Annotated in this window: 16 protein-coding genes; 5 read left to right on the top strand and 11 right to left on the bottom strand. The window is 38.9% G+C overall.

Annotated features, from left to right (window positions below):
- The first annotated feature begins 35 nt into the window (after window positions 1-35).
- From ACW0TQ_RS09660 to ACW0TQ_RS09645, 4 genes are all read left to right on the top strand, one after another.
- The gene (locus ACW0TQ_RS09660) at window positions 36-1,472 is read left to right on the top strand and encodes a SulP family inorganic anion transporter (protein ID WP_193063919.1); all 1,437 of its coding nucleotides are present in this window, start codon (window positions 36-38) and stop codon (window positions 1,470-1,472) included.
- A gap of 15 nt (window positions 1,473-1,487) precedes the next feature.
- Window positions 1,488-1,907: a universal stress protein gene (locus tag ACW0TQ_RS09655; RefSeq protein ID WP_042532950.1), complete on the top strand. Its 420-nt coding sequence runs from the start codon at window positions 1,488-1,490 to the stop codon at window positions 1,905-1,907.
- A 133-nt stretch (window positions 1,908-2,040) separates the two neighbouring features.
- Complete coding sequence (locus ACW0TQ_RS09650; protein ID WP_193063896.1) at window positions 2,041-3,267, top strand: hypothetical protein; 1,227 nt, start codon at window positions 2,041-2,043, stop codon at window positions 3,265-3,267.
- Window positions 3,268-3,400: 133 nt separating this feature from the next.
- Window positions 3,401-4,699: an arsenic transporter gene (locus ACW0TQ_RS09645; RefSeq protein ID WP_455725612.1), complete on the top strand. Its 1,299-nt coding sequence runs from the start codon at window positions 3,401-3,403 to the stop codon at window positions 4,697-4,699.
- 122 nt (window positions 4,700-4,821) lie between these two features.
- On the opposite strand, the gene cyoE is transcribed toward ACW0TQ_RS09645, so the two are convergent.
- Window positions 4,822-5,739 carry a heme o synthase gene (gene cyoE / locus ACW0TQ_RS09640; RefSeq protein WP_042532942.1) on the bottom strand — a complete coding sequence of 306 codons (918 nt, stop codon included), beginning with the start codon at window positions 5,737-5,739 and terminating at the stop codon, window positions 4,822-4,824.
- Between the two features lie 661 nt (window positions 5,740-6,400).
- Here cyoE and ACW0TQ_RS09635 point away from each other — a divergent pair.
- On the top strand, window positions 6,401-6,592 hold the full coding sequence (locus ACW0TQ_RS09635) for a hypothetical protein (protein ID WP_256705758.1): 192 nt from the start codon (window positions 6,401-6,403) through the stop codon (window positions 6,590-6,592).
- 266 nt (window positions 6,593-6,858) lie between these two features.
- Here the strand turns inward: ACW0TQ_RS09635 and ACW0TQ_RS09630 are convergent, their stop codons facing one another.
- The 10 genes from ACW0TQ_RS09630 to ACW0TQ_RS09585 all read right to left on the bottom strand — a co-directional run bounded on the left by ACW0TQ_RS09630 (window position 6,859) and on the right by ACW0TQ_RS09585 (window position 15,561).
- Window positions 6,859-7,314 (bottom strand): hypothetical protein, encoded by a 456-nt coding sequence (locus tag ACW0TQ_RS09630; protein ID WP_193063898.1) that lies wholly within the window; start codon window positions 7,312-7,314, stop codon window positions 6,859-6,861.
- Between the two features lie 226 nt (window positions 7,315-7,540).
- Entirely contained in the window at window positions 7,541-8,455 is a 915-nt protein-coding gene (locus tag ACW0TQ_RS09625; RefSeq protein ID WP_455725611.1) for a glycine betaine ABC transporter substrate-binding protein, read from the bottom strand.
- 419 nt (window positions 8,456-8,874) lie between these two features.
- Window positions 8,875-9,582 carry an ABC transporter permease gene (locus tag ACW0TQ_RS09620; protein WP_368901653.1) on the bottom strand — a complete coding sequence of 236 codons (708 nt, stop codon included), beginning with the start codon at window positions 9,580-9,582 and terminating at the stop codon, window positions 8,875-8,877.
- Window positions 9,579-10,586, bottom strand: coding sequence for a LytTR family transcriptional regulator DNA-binding domain-containing protein (locus ACW0TQ_RS09615; RefSeq protein WP_212928263.1), 1,008 nt, complete (start codon window positions 10,584-10,586; stop codon window positions 9,579-9,581). Before ACW0TQ_RS09615 ends, ACW0TQ_RS09620 begins: the two co-directional genes overlap by 4 nt.
- Before the next feature lie 72 nt (window positions 10,587-10,658).
- Window positions 10,659-10,883 (bottom strand): hypothetical protein, encoded by a 225-nt coding sequence (locus tag ACW0TQ_RS09610; protein ID WP_193063902.1) that lies wholly within the window; start codon window positions 10,881-10,883, stop codon window positions 10,659-10,661.
- 95 nt (window positions 10,884-10,978) lie between these two features.
- Window positions 10,979-11,476 (bottom strand): small multi-drug export protein, encoded by a 498-nt coding sequence (locus ACW0TQ_RS09605; protein WP_193063903.1) that lies wholly within the window; start codon window positions 11,474-11,476, stop codon window positions 10,979-10,981.
- Window positions 11,477-11,803: 327 nt separating this feature from the next.
- Window positions 11,804-13,291, bottom strand: a complete 1,488-nt coding sequence (locus ACW0TQ_RS09600; RefSeq protein WP_193063904.1) for a sodium:solute symporter family protein — start codon at window positions 13,289-13,291, stop codon at window positions 11,804-11,806.
- On the bottom strand, window positions 13,288-13,536 hold the full coding sequence (locus tag ACW0TQ_RS09595; RefSeq protein ID WP_042532932.1) for a hypothetical protein: 249 nt from the start codon (window positions 13,534-13,536) through the stop codon (window positions 13,288-13,290). The genes ACW0TQ_RS09600 and ACW0TQ_RS09595 overlap by 4 nt, the downstream gene beginning before the upstream one ends.
- Before the next feature lie 319 nt (window positions 13,537-13,855).
- Window positions 13,856-14,611 carry an alpha/beta hydrolase gene (locus ACW0TQ_RS09590; RefSeq protein WP_455725610.1) on the bottom strand — a complete coding sequence of 252 codons (756 nt, stop codon included), beginning with the start codon at window positions 14,609-14,611 and terminating at the stop codon, window positions 13,856-13,858.
- Between the two features lie 38 nt (window positions 14,612-14,649).
- A complete protein-coding gene (locus tag ACW0TQ_RS09585; protein ID WP_212928258.1) occupies window positions 14,650-15,561 on the bottom strand; it encodes an iron-hydroxamate ABC transporter substrate-binding protein in 912 nt (303 codons plus the stop codon).
- Window positions 15,562-15,595: the final 34 nt, after the last annotated feature.

The following is a 15,595-nucleotide window of genomic DNA, read 5'->3' as shown; positions in this document are numbered from 1 at the left end:
GCTACAATGTGAAAAGAATTTTAGAAAAGGAGTTTATCATGCAAACTTTAAAACAACAATGGTTCGGTAATATCCGGGCTGACATCTTATCCGGCATTGTCGTTGCGCTCGCTCTTATTCCGGAAGCAATAGCTTTCTCCATCATAGCAGGTGTTGATCCAATGGTCGGATTATATACCTCATTTATTATTGCTGTAGTCATTTCTTTTGCCGGCGGCCGGCCGGGAATGATTTCCGCAGCTACCGGAGCAATGGCATTACTTATGGTTCCGCTGGTCAGAGATTATGGTCTCGACTATCTTTTGGCAGCCACCATTTTAACAGGTATTATTCAGCTTATCTTTGGTATTTGCAAGGTTGCTAAAGTCATGAAATTTGTTCCAAATGCCGTCATGATTGGCTTTGTCAATGCATTAGCTATTTTGATTTTTATGGCCCAGCTGGAGCATTTTATCGGTATATCGACCATGACTTATCTATTTGTGGGGATTACGTTAATCCTATTATATACTTTACCACGGTTTATCAAAGTAATTCCAGCTCCATTGATTGCTATTGTCGCATTAACATCCATTGCCATATTCAGCGGCGTCAACCTTAATACAGTAGGGGATCTTGGAACAATCACTCAGACACTTCCGTCTTTTTTTATTCCGAATGTACCGTGGACATTTGAAACGCTGCAAATTATATTTCCATATGCGTTATCCATGGCGATTGTCGGGTTGCTGGAAACCCTGCTTACCTCACAGATTGTCGATGATATGACTGGAACGGAAAGCAATAAAAACGGGGAAGCGCGCGGGCAAGGAATAGCCAATTTTATTACCGGATTCTTTGGCGGAATGGCCGGCTGTGCGATGATCGGCCAGTCGGTGATTAATGTAAAATCTGGCGGGCGCGGACGTTTATCTACGTTCATTGCCGGTATTTTTTTAATGTTTCTCATTATTGTACTGGGTGATCTGGTTGTTCAAATCCCCATGCCTGTTTTAGTCGGCATTATGATTATGGTAAGTATCGGAACATTTGATTGGAGCTCCTTTAACTATTTAATAAAGGCTCCACGTACAGATGCCATCGTGATGTTAACTACTGTTATCATCGTCGTCTACACCCATGATTTATCCAAAGGAGTTCTTGCCGGAGTGCTGTTAAGTGCTATTTTCTTTGTAATAAAAATTTCAACTGTTAAAATTTCCAAAGACGGTAATCGTTACAGCATTCATGGGCAGCTCTTTTTCGCTTCCATCGATGGATTTGTTGATTACTTTAAAAAAGCGAATATCCAGAGTAAAAAAATCCAGATTGATTTCTCTGACAGCCGCGTTTGGGATGATTCTGGTGTCGGCGCCATTTTAAAAGTATCGGAACTGTTAAAATCCAAAGGAATTCAGGTGGAGCTTGTCGAACTGGATAGTTCAAGTAAAAAAATAATGGATAAATTAAATGGGGTTCTATCCTCACATTAAAAGGAGAGATATTTCATGTATAAACATATCTTACTTGCTTCAGATGGTTCAGAAAACGCGGTGCGTGCTGCTCAAGAAGCGGTTAAAGTGGCTTCATTTGATAAAGAATCCGTTATTGACGTGGTGTATGTCATTGATATTGAAAAATCAAAGTCAGATGTTCTCCATGCAAATTCCAGTGAAGCCGTTGACTTAGAACGCCGTAAAAAGAATTCGAAAGTCATCCAGGTTCTAAACCAGGCAAATGCAGCCTATCAAACAACGATTCTGCGTGGAAAGCCCGGTCCCGAAATTGTTCAGTACGCCAATCAGCAAAAAGTAGATATGGTTATCATCGGCAGCCGCGGTTTAAATACGCTTCAGGAGATGGTTTTAGGAAGTGTCAGCCATAAAGTGATGAAGCGGGTGAACTGCCCGGCGCTGATAGTAAAGTAATCTAATACAGCAGCTGATGTTTTCAACTATGCCACTATGACCAAGGGTTAACAAATAATGAATTGTAGGATATAATTATTTTTCGATATTTAATTAGCAAAAGAATTAATTTTCAAATAAAGGATGGAATTGGATGAAAAAAAGATTTTTTTACGGTCTGATAATTATTTTATTTGTTATCCTTGCCGGGTGCAGCGATTCAGAGGAGCAGTCGGATAAAACTGCTGACAAAGCTTCTGATGACGAAACAAAAGAAACCACAGAAGACAATAGTGAATTAACAGAACAACTGAAGAAAGAACTGGATGAATTAGATGATGGGCTGCCGAGGGACGCAGCGGAATTCTTACTGGAGGAATTCGGAGAAACTGCCAACGTGGATTCCACACTCGTTTCAGATGATTTTTATATACTGGATAAACGAGAAGCTGATGGTAAGTTAATGCGATTTTATGAGGAACCGCGTCATTTAGTGTCTGAGATTGCCCAATATGATGATGACGGAGGAGAGACAAACGGGCTGTTTGTAAACATGCTGGGAGATATCGAAGCAGATTCGGAAACAACTTATATAGAACGTTTAAAGGATACGAAAAAAATACTTGATTTTTTATTTGCCTATAGTGATCAGGAATATGATATTCATACAGTGATATGGTCCTATCCGATAAAAGGTCATGCCGCTATGGAGCAATATGGAAGTATCAGCAGCACCATCATAGCCGAGAGAATAACAAGAGAGCAATATGAAAATGAATGGGAATCCGTTGATTTTGATCATATAACGATGGATGAGATACGTGATATGGAAAATACACCGATTGTCGATAATAGTCTGCTCTACCCTTTTACAGACCGGCTTGACCGGCACGATGTTCTCGGGCAGACATATGAAGTTAATGATTTAAGTGTTACGCTGGAAGAAGCAGAAAGATTAGATGAATATGACGGTGTATCTATTGATGAATTTTGTGCTGCAGAAGATGAAGATCGTAGCTGCAATTCTTTTATAAAAGCAAACTTTGTCATTAAAAATGACCGTGATTATGATATGGCTGGTTTTTCAACATTTTTGTTTGGTTTGAGCTGGACAATGGATGATGGTCAGATCCAAGAGACCTCTCCCTTAACTGATACAGCGAATGGATTTGATTTCCCCAATTTGGAGTATGATATTTTTCTACCTTCCGGTGAGGAGAGAGCGTTTGAGGTAGTCTTTGCTGACTATAATGATGTTGAGCACGTAACCATCAACTTTAACAACTATGTATTTGATGAGGTTAATAACACCAGCAATGATTCGATGGGGCCGATGGATCAAGACCTTAATTTGTCCTGGCTGCTGGAAGAAATTTTATAAAACATATAAGGATAGGTTTCACTTTTCTCCTCGTTTAAGTGTAAATCTATCCTTTTTTTGATAAAATGAAAGTCTGTATTTTTAATAATTTGTATAAGTTACATTTCAGTTAATTAAAATAAAGGAGATCACCATGACACCTACGCTTATACTTGCACTTATTATTTTTTTCATCACACTTATTTTCGTCATTTGGCAGCCTAAAGATTTAAATATTGGCTGGTCTGCAACAGGCGGAGCAATTCTTGCCATTGTATTTGGAGTTGTCGAATGGAAGGATGTTCTGGAAGTAGTTGGCATTACCTGGAATGCTACCTTAGCCTTTGTGGCCATTATTTTAATCTCCTTAGTTTTAGATGAGATTGGCTTATTTGAATGGTCTGCACTGCATATGGCGAAAGCAGCCAAAGGAAACGGCCTGAAAATGTTTATTTACGTCGGTACATTAGGCGCAATCGTAGCCGCGTTATTTGCCAACGACGGAGCAGCCCTTATCCTGACACCAATCGTACTGGCTATGGTTCAGCACCTGCATTTTAAAGCACATATGATTTTTCCGTTTATTATCGCCGGAGGATTTATTGCTGATACAACCTCCCTCCCTTTTATCATTAGCAATCTGGTAAATATCGTATCAGCAGACTTTTTTGGGATTGGCTTTGCAGAATATGCAACACGGATGATTATTCCTAACCTTTTCTCTTTTATTGCGACCATGCTCGTGCTGTTGATTTATTTTCGCAGAACGATTCCGAAAAGGTATGATTTATCCAAATTAAAAGAGCCGGCAGAAGCGATCAAAGATAAAAAGCTCTTTCGTTTATCCTGGTATGTTCTTGGCTTATTAATTATTGGATACTTTACAAGTGAATGGATACATATTCCTGTTTCCATCATTGCCGGCTTGATTGCAATGATTTTTATACTTTTAGCAAGACGCAGTCCGGCTGTCCATGCAAAGAAAGTAATTACAAACGCTCCATGGAATATCGTTATCTTTTCTATTGGTATGTATGTCGTTGTATATGGACTGGGAAACGCTGGCCTCACCTCCGCCCTTGCCGTCCTGATTCAGGCTGCTGCTGATCAAGGATTATTCGCTGCCACGTTTGCCATGGGCTTTCTCGCAGCAGTCCTGTCATCTGTAATGAATAATTTGCCCACGGTGATGATTGATGCGCTTGCTATAGCGGAAACAAATACAACGGGGATTCTAAGAGAGGCACTTATTTATGCAAATGTCATCGGATCTGATTTAGGGCCGAAAATTACGCCGATAGGCTCGCTCGCTACCTTGGTCTGGCTGCATGTGCTGTCACAAAAAGGGATAAAAATACTATGGGGAGAGTACTTTAAGATTGGTATTATTTTAACTTTTCCTATTCTCTTTATTACGCTGCTAGGACTGTTTCTGACTCTGGTTATTTTTTAAAAAATCCGCTAATAAAAAATCCAAACACCTTCAAAAAAGTGTTTGGATTTCTTATTAGATTCAACAATTTCTTTTCAAAAGAGCAGCTTTTTTGATGAATCAATTTCATATTTTCATTTACACTACAATTTAAAAATAATCCCCATCAACGAATAAATAATCACGGTTGAAAAAACAACCGTCATATGAATCAAGGAATAAATAAACATTGATTTTGCCCATTTTTCTGAGTCCATTCGCTGATAGCCAAAAACACTCAACATAAGCCAGCCGAGACTCATTATAAGAGATACAAGCATCAGCCCGACACTTAATGAGCTCAATAAAAAGCTGATACCAAACATCACGATTAAATAAATATTCGTCTGGATATAAGTCCGTCTGACTCCTTTTACAACAGGAAGCATCGGAATTCCAGCTGCTTGATACTCCTCATGTCTTCGAATTGCAATCGAATAAAAATGCGGCATTTGCCAAATAACTGCAATAACAAAAAGACCTAAAATCGCCGGATGCGTAATATCCGGATACATCGCAGCCCACCCGATCAAAGGAGGCATCGCTCCAGAGATACTGCCGATTTCTGTATTATATACGGTTCTCCGCTTACTCCACATCGTATATGGGAAAACATAAAAAAACAGTCCCAGAAAGCCTAATAGCCCTGCCAGCGGTGTTGTCAAACAAAGCAGGATAATTCCAGCTACAGCCATGATGATACCGAGCCATAGCACTGTTCCAGGCTTGATTTCCCCTGTAACTGTCGGCCGGCCTTGTGTTCTTTTCATAATTGCATCGATTTCCCGATCGTATAAATTATTGAAAGCTCCAGCTGCTCCTATCACGAAAATAGAACCTAAAAACGCAAATAAGATTTCCAAGAGCTTGTCTGTAATACTAATCTGGTACGTGTATAAAGACAATGTTAATCCTGCAAACATCGGAACCAGGTTGGAGCGTATAATACCTGTCTTCACTGTTTGCGAAAGTATCTTTAATAATGGCGTTTTTTGATTTTGTCCATTGATTGTTTCTGCCATTTCGAATCTAATCCCCTTTTAACTATCTATCTGAAATGAATACCTTTGCTTTAAATAAGGATAAAGCAAGAAGTAATAACTCAACTTTCGCACATTAAAAAGTAATTTCGTTTCTATAGAAACAGGAGTTGATCGTTCCTTCGATAACACCCTTGACAAAGAATAAAAGGTGAAGTGTAAAGCACCGCTGCGGCGGACCATTTTGCTTTCCGACGTACAAATGTTTTCGATGGGGTGAGTAATCGCAACCCCAGGACGTTGCGACATTAGTCTGCCTAGGGGCACGCTCTTCAGCTAACTTTTGCCAAGAAGAGCACTTGGCAAAAGTGGATCTTCAGATGGTGCTGATCCCTCAGGAGTCAAAACGGTCCGCCTCCGCTAGTAAGATGTTCTATACGTGAAAAAACAACTCACCAAATAGATGTTTAATCAGATAGAACATCTTTTTCAGTCTGCATGGTAACATGTTCCGCCAAGATTCCTTTCTGTGCATCGAAGCGATTCCCTGTATTTCATATCCATACTGTCATGATTGGGTTGTTCAGACGAAAGCTGCTATTTCATTCAGCTCATTAAAATCTTATTTCTTTCATTCGCTGTAGAATCCTGTCAGAGCGCAGGCCAACCACGTAGACTCCTAAGTGGTTTGCAGGCTAAACCCGTGACTCCTGTCACAACGCCTGCACTTGCACGTCCTGGGACTGCGATTACTCGTCCCATCGAAAACATTTGTACGTCGGAAAGCGGAGTGGTTGGCCGGAGCGGAGCTATGCACCATCACCAATTCCAAAAAGGCCGGATATTTCACCAAAATGCAAGCATGGTAATGGAGAACATGTTCACCCTGAAATAGCAAGATATATATGCTTATTCTTAGGTGCGAAAGTTGAGTAATAAATTTTAAGCACTATGAAAAATATATACCATACACCATTTTAATTCCAGTGAATTTGTTTGTATAGCAGGTTTTATTAAACAAATTTGTGAACATTAGACGAACGCGTTTTTATAATGTTCTCATTTTTGTTAATGAAATCCTGCCATAGTGGGTTTTATTATTTCCGGAAATACATTAAGAAGAGCAAATACCACTATCTGATATTTGCCCTTCTTTACTCTTCACCCTATAACATTCCCTGCTCTTCGATGCTTTACCACCGTGACTATACCAGCAATAAGATAACCAATACTGCCTAAGATTCCAATAATTCCTAGAACTAACGTCAAAAGAACACTTAATCCTCCTAGCACAATCAGCAGAATCCCTGTAAGCTTGACTCTTATTTTTTTCGTTAAAAAAACGGCAGCGACAATGCCTAACAAGGCATAGATAATAGAAACAATAATCACAAATGTTATGATGCTGCTAAAAATTTCTATCTGTTCTTCCAGTGTTATTCCTCCAAGATCATCTCCAGCCGCTTGCAGATTTTCCTCAATATATTCCCGGAATTCTCCGTCAGATTCTATGTTGCCAAGCATACTGTAGGAATTCATTGCCAAAAGAGCATATGATAGAATAGCAATGATAATAAACACAATACTGACATTATATTTTACTTCTCCAGTTCTCAAAATTTGCACCCCCTGTTTGTACATATTATAAATTATGTAAGTTTCATTTCAGCTCCTTCCTCTATATTAAATCATATACTGGAGGTTTGAAAAGAATGTAGCGATGGTTATGTGTTTTTTCTTCCTTTAGATTATTCGGGTGTGAAAATGAAAAACCTTATACGAATGAATCTGCGAATTAGCCGATTCTTTTCGTATAAGGCTTTCCTCTTTTATTGAATTATTTTTAGTTTGCCTCTAAATCCTCAATCGAATCAATATCCATGTATTCAGGAACGACAAGACCAATTTTAGCGCCTTCTAAATTAGGTCCTAAATCTTCAAAGTTGTCCTGATTCGCTTCATAGAATTCACTATGTGTTAATGGTAACCAGGCAGCTAAAGTAGCATCGACATCGCCAGAAGCAACCGATTCAAAAACAACCGCTACATCTACCTCCGTTACGGTCACTTCAAAACCATGCTGTTCCATTGCCGCTTTTACGACGTTGGAAGAAGCACGCTCTGAATCCCATGGTGTAGACGCAAGCTCTATTTCAGCACCGTTTCCTTCATTGACTCCTTCTGCCCATGCGTCTACTCTGTCTTGATTATCCTCTACCCATTGTACCGCTACATCTTCAATATCTTCACCAGTTTCTTCTGCTTCATACATAATTTCTTCCATATCCTCTACTTCCCATTCAAACTGGTCAATAAATTGATAAGCATCTGGATTATCGTCTTCCAATCCCAGTCTTGCTAAAGAATTAAGCGTTTCTTCTCCCCCATAAATCTCTTGAGGATCTTCCAGGTACTTCATATCTGGATAAAGCGCAAACATCCAATGCGGATTCCATCCAGTAATAACGATTGGTTCTTCATTCTCAATAGCTGTTCCTAACTCAGACATCATTGCTCCGGTAGATGACATCTCCACGTCCCAGCCATCTAAATTCTCATATTCTTCTAGAGCATTTTCCGTAGCTACAGAAATCCCGGCTCCGGGTTCAATACCAATAATCGTATAATCTACCACTTCACTGTAATTTGTTTCGCCGTCCTCTCCAGTAGATTCATCATCAGAACCTCCACAAGCCGCAAGTAAGAATACAGCTAAAATAGAAAGAATAAATCCAAGTCCCTTTACTTTCTTCATCATAACCATTGCTCCCCTTTCTAAAGTATGTAAAATAAGCCTATATCCTCTTTTAAAAGGAATTTTTTCATGACAAATTACATTCTACCTTTCTATCACAACTCCTTCAAATGGCGTAAGCCGGCAAATAATCGGATAAATCAGCAAATAGTTGAATCTTTTATACCTCATCATACAAAAGCATACGTTTAGTACTTATATCTTATATTTGAATCTTTTTATTTAACTCACAAAAAATTCAGCCTTTTAATCATTTCAAGAGTGCAGCGCTTATTTCTTAAAATCTCTTATAAACCTTGGCATACATTATTCCTTTGGACGAAAGCCTTTGTTGTATTTAGGCAGCCGGGAAAATCTAATAACTTTCCTAGCTGCTCAAAAACAGCAGATAACTCATCTGCTGTTTTAATGGATTTACTTTCCTAGTTAAAATGCTGCTTTTTATACCAGGTTATAAACACTACTATTCCCACTGCCATCCAAATCACTGGTACCGTTAAATAAGAAAGAAACGGCTCCTTGTTATAGATCTGGTCAATTCCATAATGAATATGATAATTTGGAAAAATAGCTAACCAGGGCATCCCCTCCCGGCTGCTATTCATCAAAAGACCTTCCAAGAAAAAATAGAATATCATGATTGGCGATCCATAAAGACTGACTTCAATTGTGTTCTTTGTTTTTATTCCTAAAAAAGTACCTGCGACTAACATTATCATTATAATAGGCAAAACAAGTATAAATAGTTGCAAATGAAACAGCATATGATTTCCATAAAGTACAAAGAAAAGAATCAATATGAGGACCGTTGTCATAAATGTTATCATCATTTTAGAAAACAGAATTTCTTTTAGCGAGAATCCAGCCTGCTTCAAACGCCGGATGGTTCCTTGCTCCTTTTCTTCTACTACTAAATTCCCCTGCATCAGCAATGTCAGCATCCCAAAAACAAATGCAAACACAAACGAAATCGGAATTTCCCCGTGTGGGAGCAAGGCAAACAACGAAATCAAAATAGCACCTGTAATCAGGTTAAAGAGCACCTGCCCATTCCAGCGCAAATCACAAATGTCCTTATAAAGCAATGCTCTGAAGCGATACAAATATCCCATTTTTTCATTTTTCATCATAAATGGATCAACTCTTTCAGCTTACTATAGTTTCCTTTTGATAATGGAATGGTGCTTTTTGATGGATTATCCAGACTGAGACTATAGCTGTTTTTGCTCCAAATAATAATTTCCCGTACCCGCTGCAGGTTAACCAGATAGGATCTGTGACAGCGAAAAAATCCCAAAGGCTGCAGCCGGTCCTCTAAACTTTTTATCGTATTGGACGAGGCAAATTCCTCATTATTCACAAAAAGATATGTCTGCCCATCACGAGCTTCTATATAATCAATTTCAAGCGGATTAAAGAGAATAATTTTATCCTCAATTTTTGCACTGATTTTATCCAATTGCACCTGCATACTTGTTATTTCATCCTCAGGTTCTTCTTCCGCCGTATTTTCAGCATCTTCTATATCCTGTTCCAGCTGCTGAACGCCCCGTTCGGAATATCGATAAACCGAGCTGCCAAGTCGAATGGCTTCTTCCAAGGTCGGAGTGAACAATAATACTGCTGCACCTTTATCCGCTAAATGAAGCAGCAGATTATGAAGCACATGCTTGGATTGAAGGTCCAATCCAAGAGAAGGATCTTCAAAAATATATACAGCAGCCTCCTGAATCAATGCGGAAGCAAATAACAAACGCTGCTGTTCAGACAATGTCAGCTGTTTTGTTTTCTTCGCTGCACAATGCCGCAATTCACATAGGTTTAAAACGAATTCTAAATCTGCCTGATGCCGATATAATTTGCACCAAAATAGAAGCATCTGCTTCACGTTTAACCGTTTATATAAACCGTCCGTCTGCTGAAACAAATACACATTTTGAAATCCGCCTTCTGGCAAGGCAATCGCTTCTTGTTGGATATGCTCCGGATGATTTAACAGAGTAAACAGGCGTCCAATATACTCATTTTCACACTGAACAGCAATGATGTCCCCTTTTTGAACAGTCAAGCTCAACTCCGGCAGCAGGACTGTATTTTGTTCAATTTTTCTTAGCTTGTTAAAAGACATTACCATCCAAACGACTCCTTTGTTCGATCCGTTATCTAGTTTCAATATTATAGGAAACATCCTCATTTAACCATTATTTTAATACTTGCCCGAATCTCCGTTTGAGCTTAAAGAGGCTAACAAAAACGAAAGAGCAACAATCAGAGCAATGCTGATAAAGCCGGCAGGAATGAACCACCCGGGAGCTTCATACTTTGGCAAGGCGGGAATAGATTGTGACAATGGCTCATAGATAACCAGAAATGGAATAACCGCAAACAAAATCATCAGGACAGCTACACCTGTCTGTTTTATTTTTTTCATGATGTATCTTCTCCTTTTTAAAATTTGAAATAGATGAAGGAATATCTAAATATTTCTGTTTCTACTCACATCCAACGGTCTCTTCCACTTTAACTTCAAGAAAATGGATTTAGATTGGGAAGGTATTCCAAAAGATTGACACCATAATGAAAAGCTGCCCCCAATGCAACAGACCATGCGCCTATACCGATTGTCTGCCAAATACTCACATATGATTTTTTTGCTCCTGACGCAATAGATATTGCTGCACATACGTGATAACAAATAAGCGGACCAGCAAAGGATAAACCTGCAACTCCATATTTATTGAATATATTTTGTGCACGATTTTTCCGTTTACTTCCTTTATTTTTCTTTCCAGCTATTTTCTTCCGCAAACCAGAAATAAGCCAAATAAACACCATGACAGACAACCAATTGCCAAATGCACCAATCAGGACAACCTGCATACTTGGAAAACCAAATACAATCCCAATTGGAATGGCTACATAGGATTCAAAAAAAGGCACAATAGAGATAAGAAACACACTTACATACTGCACCCATGTTTCTGCTTCCATCAGCTTAACTAGCAGGTCTTGAAAAAACTCCATAAACTAATTCACTCCTCATTTGTTTGCTGTTTCAAGCATATGGGAGAAGTAATGTTGCAGCATTAAATTCCGGATGAAGAGAGGGAAAACAGGACGGAGCGGAAGCTGGATTATGATGAATGGTACTCGTTTTTTTATGAAGGTCGGTTGGGTGTAAGATGGCAGTACAAAAAATAAAATACTAATAAAGCTAAATCAAATAGGATTAGCAATCCCTTTATGAAATATGTAATAAGTGCCGTTCTGGTAAATTTCAAATTCATCCAATAAATTCACAAAAATAAAAGAGAGACTGATATCCATCATCAATCCCCCTTTATATAATAATTAAGATATTTCTTTTTGCAGCAATTCTACTTCACTCTTAGGAACTTTTAAGAAGAAGCTTAAACCAACACATAACATAAAGTTAACAGCTAATCCCCATAAGCCGCTGGCAATACCTAAAGGCTGCTGGCCAGTAAATGCCATGACCGATGCGATAATCGTTCCAGCAAGCATACCTATGAACAATGCATGACGGTGAAGCTGTTTCCAGTAAAGCCCTAAAAGGAAGGCTGGAGCAATTTGAATCAATAATTCAAATTTCAGAATAAATATTCGATACAAGGTTGCCGGCGGATACCAGGCAATCAAAAGTAAAATAATAACAAGGGCAACCCCTGTTAATTTACCGACTAAAATTTGTTTCTTATCACTGGCACTTTTATTGATATAGCGTGCATAAATATCTTTAGAAATAACCGATGACAAGGTAAGTAATACCGAATCCGCAGTAGAAATAATCGCAGCTACAATTCCGCCAAATAATAGAACCATCGCCCAGTAAAAGAAAGGATTTTGCATCGCGATATGGTTAGCCATCATTCCCACTAATTGTTCGGAATCTCCTTCACTCAAGCCCGGAAAAGCTTGAATACCGATAATTCCAATGATAAAAACAAAACCGGAAGTAACAAAAGGCATCCACGCCATCCAGGATAATGATTTCTTTAATGATTTTTCACTTTTGGCAGCAAAAATTCTCTGGATTGCATGGGGATAAATGGCCGCTCCGATCATAACGAGAATCAGCATACTGAACCAGCTTACAAGCCCATTGCTATCCGGCACACCAAGTTTCTCCGGTGAAATCGTTGCAGCATATTCCGTTGCAGAAGGCAACCCCCCAAAGTAAATCATGGAGCCAATCAGCAGCACGGCGACCCCAAATAGCAAGGCAATCCCCTGCATCGTATCCGTATAAGCTACAGAGCGCATTCCCCCAAGCCAGCCATAGATAATCATTACAGTAACGAAAAATACCACAGCAGCCTGATAGGGAATGGTTCCTCCGGTCAATCCGCTGACGCCATGTCCAATAGCAATAATCTGCTCTAATAAATAATTGCATAATCCATATAGCATTAATAAGGAGGCGAGCAGTGTAACTGCTTTCGATTTAAATCGCTTATCAATATAATCTGACGGAGTAATAAATTGATGTTTTTTACTCAGTGCATAAAGCCTCGGAGCAAACATTAAATACCCCACTACGATTAAAATAAAAAAAGTAATGGACTGCATCCACATAAAACCCATCCGATAGGCAGTCGGCGCATAGCCAACCACTGTATTTCCGCTATACTGCGTTGCAAAAAATGTAAAAAATAACACAAAGACGCTAAGGTTCCCGCCGCCTAAATAAAACTCTTTATTCGATTGATGAAGTCCTCTGTTTCTCCAATATGTAATAAAACCGATAAAAAGCATGAGAAAACCATAGAAAAGCATAATAATAATACCAGAAGTTCCTGAAAATGCGAGATTGCTCATTGTTTCTCTTCCTCCTCCTGCATTTCTTCCTCATCGGTCATGTACCAGCAATGCTTTAAAATAAGCGTTAAAACAATGGATATGATAAGAGAAACTCCCAATATAATCCAAGCCCAATAAGGCAACCCTAAAATAAACGGTTCATAAGACCCTGTTGGCAAATACCATGGCACACTAAAAATAAGCAAAACAATTAAAATAACCCAAATTTTCCAATTTTTAATCGGTTCCTTTTTTTGCGTCATTCTTTTCCCTCCTATTCTTCTAATTTAGCAAAATAAATTTTTTCACAATTAGAACATTTCAAAGATAGTTAAATTTAACTTTATAAAAATCCATTCATTATGTCAATCTGAATCGAGTATTTTTTTATGAATTATGAAAATTTATTCTCCAGTTAATTCCTCGGACATTCTTTTTACTAGAATTAACTTCTAGTACACTACCTAAATAATCTTTGGCTAAATGATTTACATCGGCTCTTTCGGAACTATACATTGTATTATGTATAAATTCGGCTATTCACTAAAAAAGGAACCCCCTCACAGAGATTCCTTTTGTATTTTATCCATGCAAAAACCGCATCCCCCTGTTAAACACAGCAGGCACAATAGACATATGGTTCTCCCCTTCTGGTGCAAAAAAAGCTGTTTTTAAATCTTTATTGCACTCAGAAAGATTTTCATACATGGCAAGACCGTTTGCATACATTTGTTTGTTTTCCACAGGCTCTGCAGCAATAAACAATCCCTTAACATGTTTATCATTGATATTTGTTTCATAGGATAGAATCGCCTGCTTATTCCACCATATGGAAGGACTGCAAGCGAAATAATGGCTGAAAAGGCGGGAACGCTGAAATAATGTATATAAAACAAATAAACCGCCAAGTGAATGGCCAAAGATTGTTTGTTTCTTCTGATTTGTTTTATATTTTTTATCGATAAATGGGATTAATTCCGCTTCTAGAAAATCCATGAATTTCTCTGCTCCGCCATGCTCCGGCCAAGAAGACCCGTCTGACCTTGCCGGCAGTTCTACCTTTACAGCAGGTGGAGTAAAATCATATACCCGATTAGAATGAAACGGCTCCCCGCCCTCATATTCGATACCAACTAACAGCATCGGCTCAATCCCTGTCTTCTCTGAGCGCCTGCTTTGCAGCTTTATCATTTCACTGAAAAGTGTGCCATAAGCATTTCCATCCAAAATATACAACACAGAAAATCCGTTGTCTGAAACCGGCTGCTCCGGGATGAAAACATTTATAATATAAGGGTGATGCTTTCCAGAAAACTGAAATCTTTCGTTGCGATACATGGAATGACTACCTCCTGTGATGAACTAGAAAAGCTTTCTTATTGAAGAAATCCTTCTTCAAAAATGTCCAGTAAATATTCCAGTGTTGCCGGGTCGCTGTAGCTTGCCTCTTGTGTATCAATTTCGATTACCTGATTATTTTCCACTGCCGGAATTGACTGCCATGTTTCACTTTTTGTAAATTCATTCTCTCCGCCCATACTGCTTAAAACGATAAAATCTCCAGCATATTCTGGCAGTGTCTCCTGCGATAAGTTGTAATAGCCGTCAGCAAGTGCATCCTCCTGCACTTTTTCTGGCATCTCCAGCTCCATTGTCTGGTATAATATTTCTGTCCCGCGGGCCCAATTATCTCCAAAGACAGCGAAATTTTTAGAATCTGTTTCAAATACAGATACGGAAACATCTTCCCCATGCTTTTCCTTTATCTTGTCACCGACTGCTTTCGCACGTTTAGTGAAGTCATCCACCCATTCCTGTGCTTCCTCCTCTTTATTCAGAAGTCTGCCAATCTCTATTTGCTGCTCCAGATAATCCAGCTTTCCCCATGTATAAATAACAGTCGGAGCAATCTTTTCTAACTCATCCAGATTCTCCATATGTGATCCGGCGATAATTAAATCCGGTTCCAGTGCCAAAATACCTTCTGGATCATTTTCCGAAACTATTTCTATATCTGCCATCTTTTCTTCAAAAAGCGGACTCGCTTTTGTCCATTCATCGACCCCTACTAAATTTCCGTCTAAAGCGAAAACATTCGGTCCATTTGACAGTGCTACAATTCGCTGCGGTTCAGCAGGTATTTCCACCGGACCTGTCTCTGATTCATACGTAACGGTTTCATTTGATGCTTCTTCTTTCCCGTCATTTTGTTTGCCGTCTGACTGATTGCTGCAGCCTGTAATAACTAGACAAAGTAAGCATCCAAAAAGAAATAGTAACTTTTTCATTTGTTTTCCCTCATTCTATTTTTATTGTTTTAAA

The organism is Oceanobacillus sp. M60 (assembly GCF_053839645.1).
This window is presented reverse-complemented; position numbering and strand designations above follow the sequence as displayed.

Bases quoted from the DNA above. Each gene is read 5' to 3' on its own strand.
- ACW0TQ_RS09655 (WP_042532950.1), top strand. From the start codon at position 1,488: ATGTATAAACATATCTTACTTGCTTCAGATGGTTCAGAAAACGCGGTG.
- ACW0TQ_RS09650 (WP_193063896.1), top strand. From the start codon at position 2,041: ATGAAAAAAAGATTTTTTTACGGTCTGATAATTATTTTATTTGTTATC.
- ACW0TQ_RS09645 (WP_455725612.1), top strand. From the start codon at position 3,401: ATGACACCTACGCTTATACTTGCACTTATTATTTTTTTCATCACACTT.
- cyoE (WP_042532942.1), bottom strand. From the start codon at position 5,739: ATGGCAGAAACAATCAATGGACAAAATCAAAAAACGCCATTATTAAAG.
- ACW0TQ_RS09625 (WP_455725611.1), bottom strand. From the start codon at position 8,455: ATGATGAAGAAAGTAAAGGGACTTGGATTTATTCTTTCTATTTTAGCT.
- ACW0TQ_RS09620 (WP_368901653.1), bottom strand. From the start codon at position 9,582: ATGATGAAAAATGAAAAAATGGGATATTTGTATCGCTTCAGAGCATTG.
- ACW0TQ_RS09615 (WP_212928263.1), bottom strand. From the start codon at position 10,586: ATGGTAATGTCTTTTAACAAGCTAAGAAAAATTGAACAAAATACAGTC.
- ACW0TQ_RS09610 (WP_193063902.1), bottom strand. From the start codon at position 10,883: ATGAAAAAAATAAAACAGACAGGTGTAGCTGTCCTGATGATTTTGTTT.
- ACW0TQ_RS09605 (WP_193063903.1), bottom strand. From the start codon at position 11,476: ATGGAGTTTTTTCAAGACCTGCTAGTTAAGCTGATGGAAGCAGAAACA.
- ACW0TQ_RS09600 (WP_193063904.1), bottom strand. From the start codon at position 13,291: ATGAGCAATCTCGCATTTTCAGGAACTTCTGGTATTATTATTATGCTT.
- ACW0TQ_RS09595 (WP_042532932.1), bottom strand. From the start codon at position 13,536: ATGACGCAAAAAAAGGAACCGATTAAAAATTGGAAAATTTGGGTTATT.
- ACW0TQ_RS09590 (WP_455725610.1), bottom strand. From the start codon at position 14,611: ATGTATCGCAACGAAAGATTTCAGTTTTCTGGAAAGCATCACCCTTAT.
- ACW0TQ_RS09585 (WP_212928258.1), bottom strand. From the start codon at position 15,561: ATGAAAAAGTTACTATTTCTTTTTGGATGCTTACTTTGTCTAGTTATT.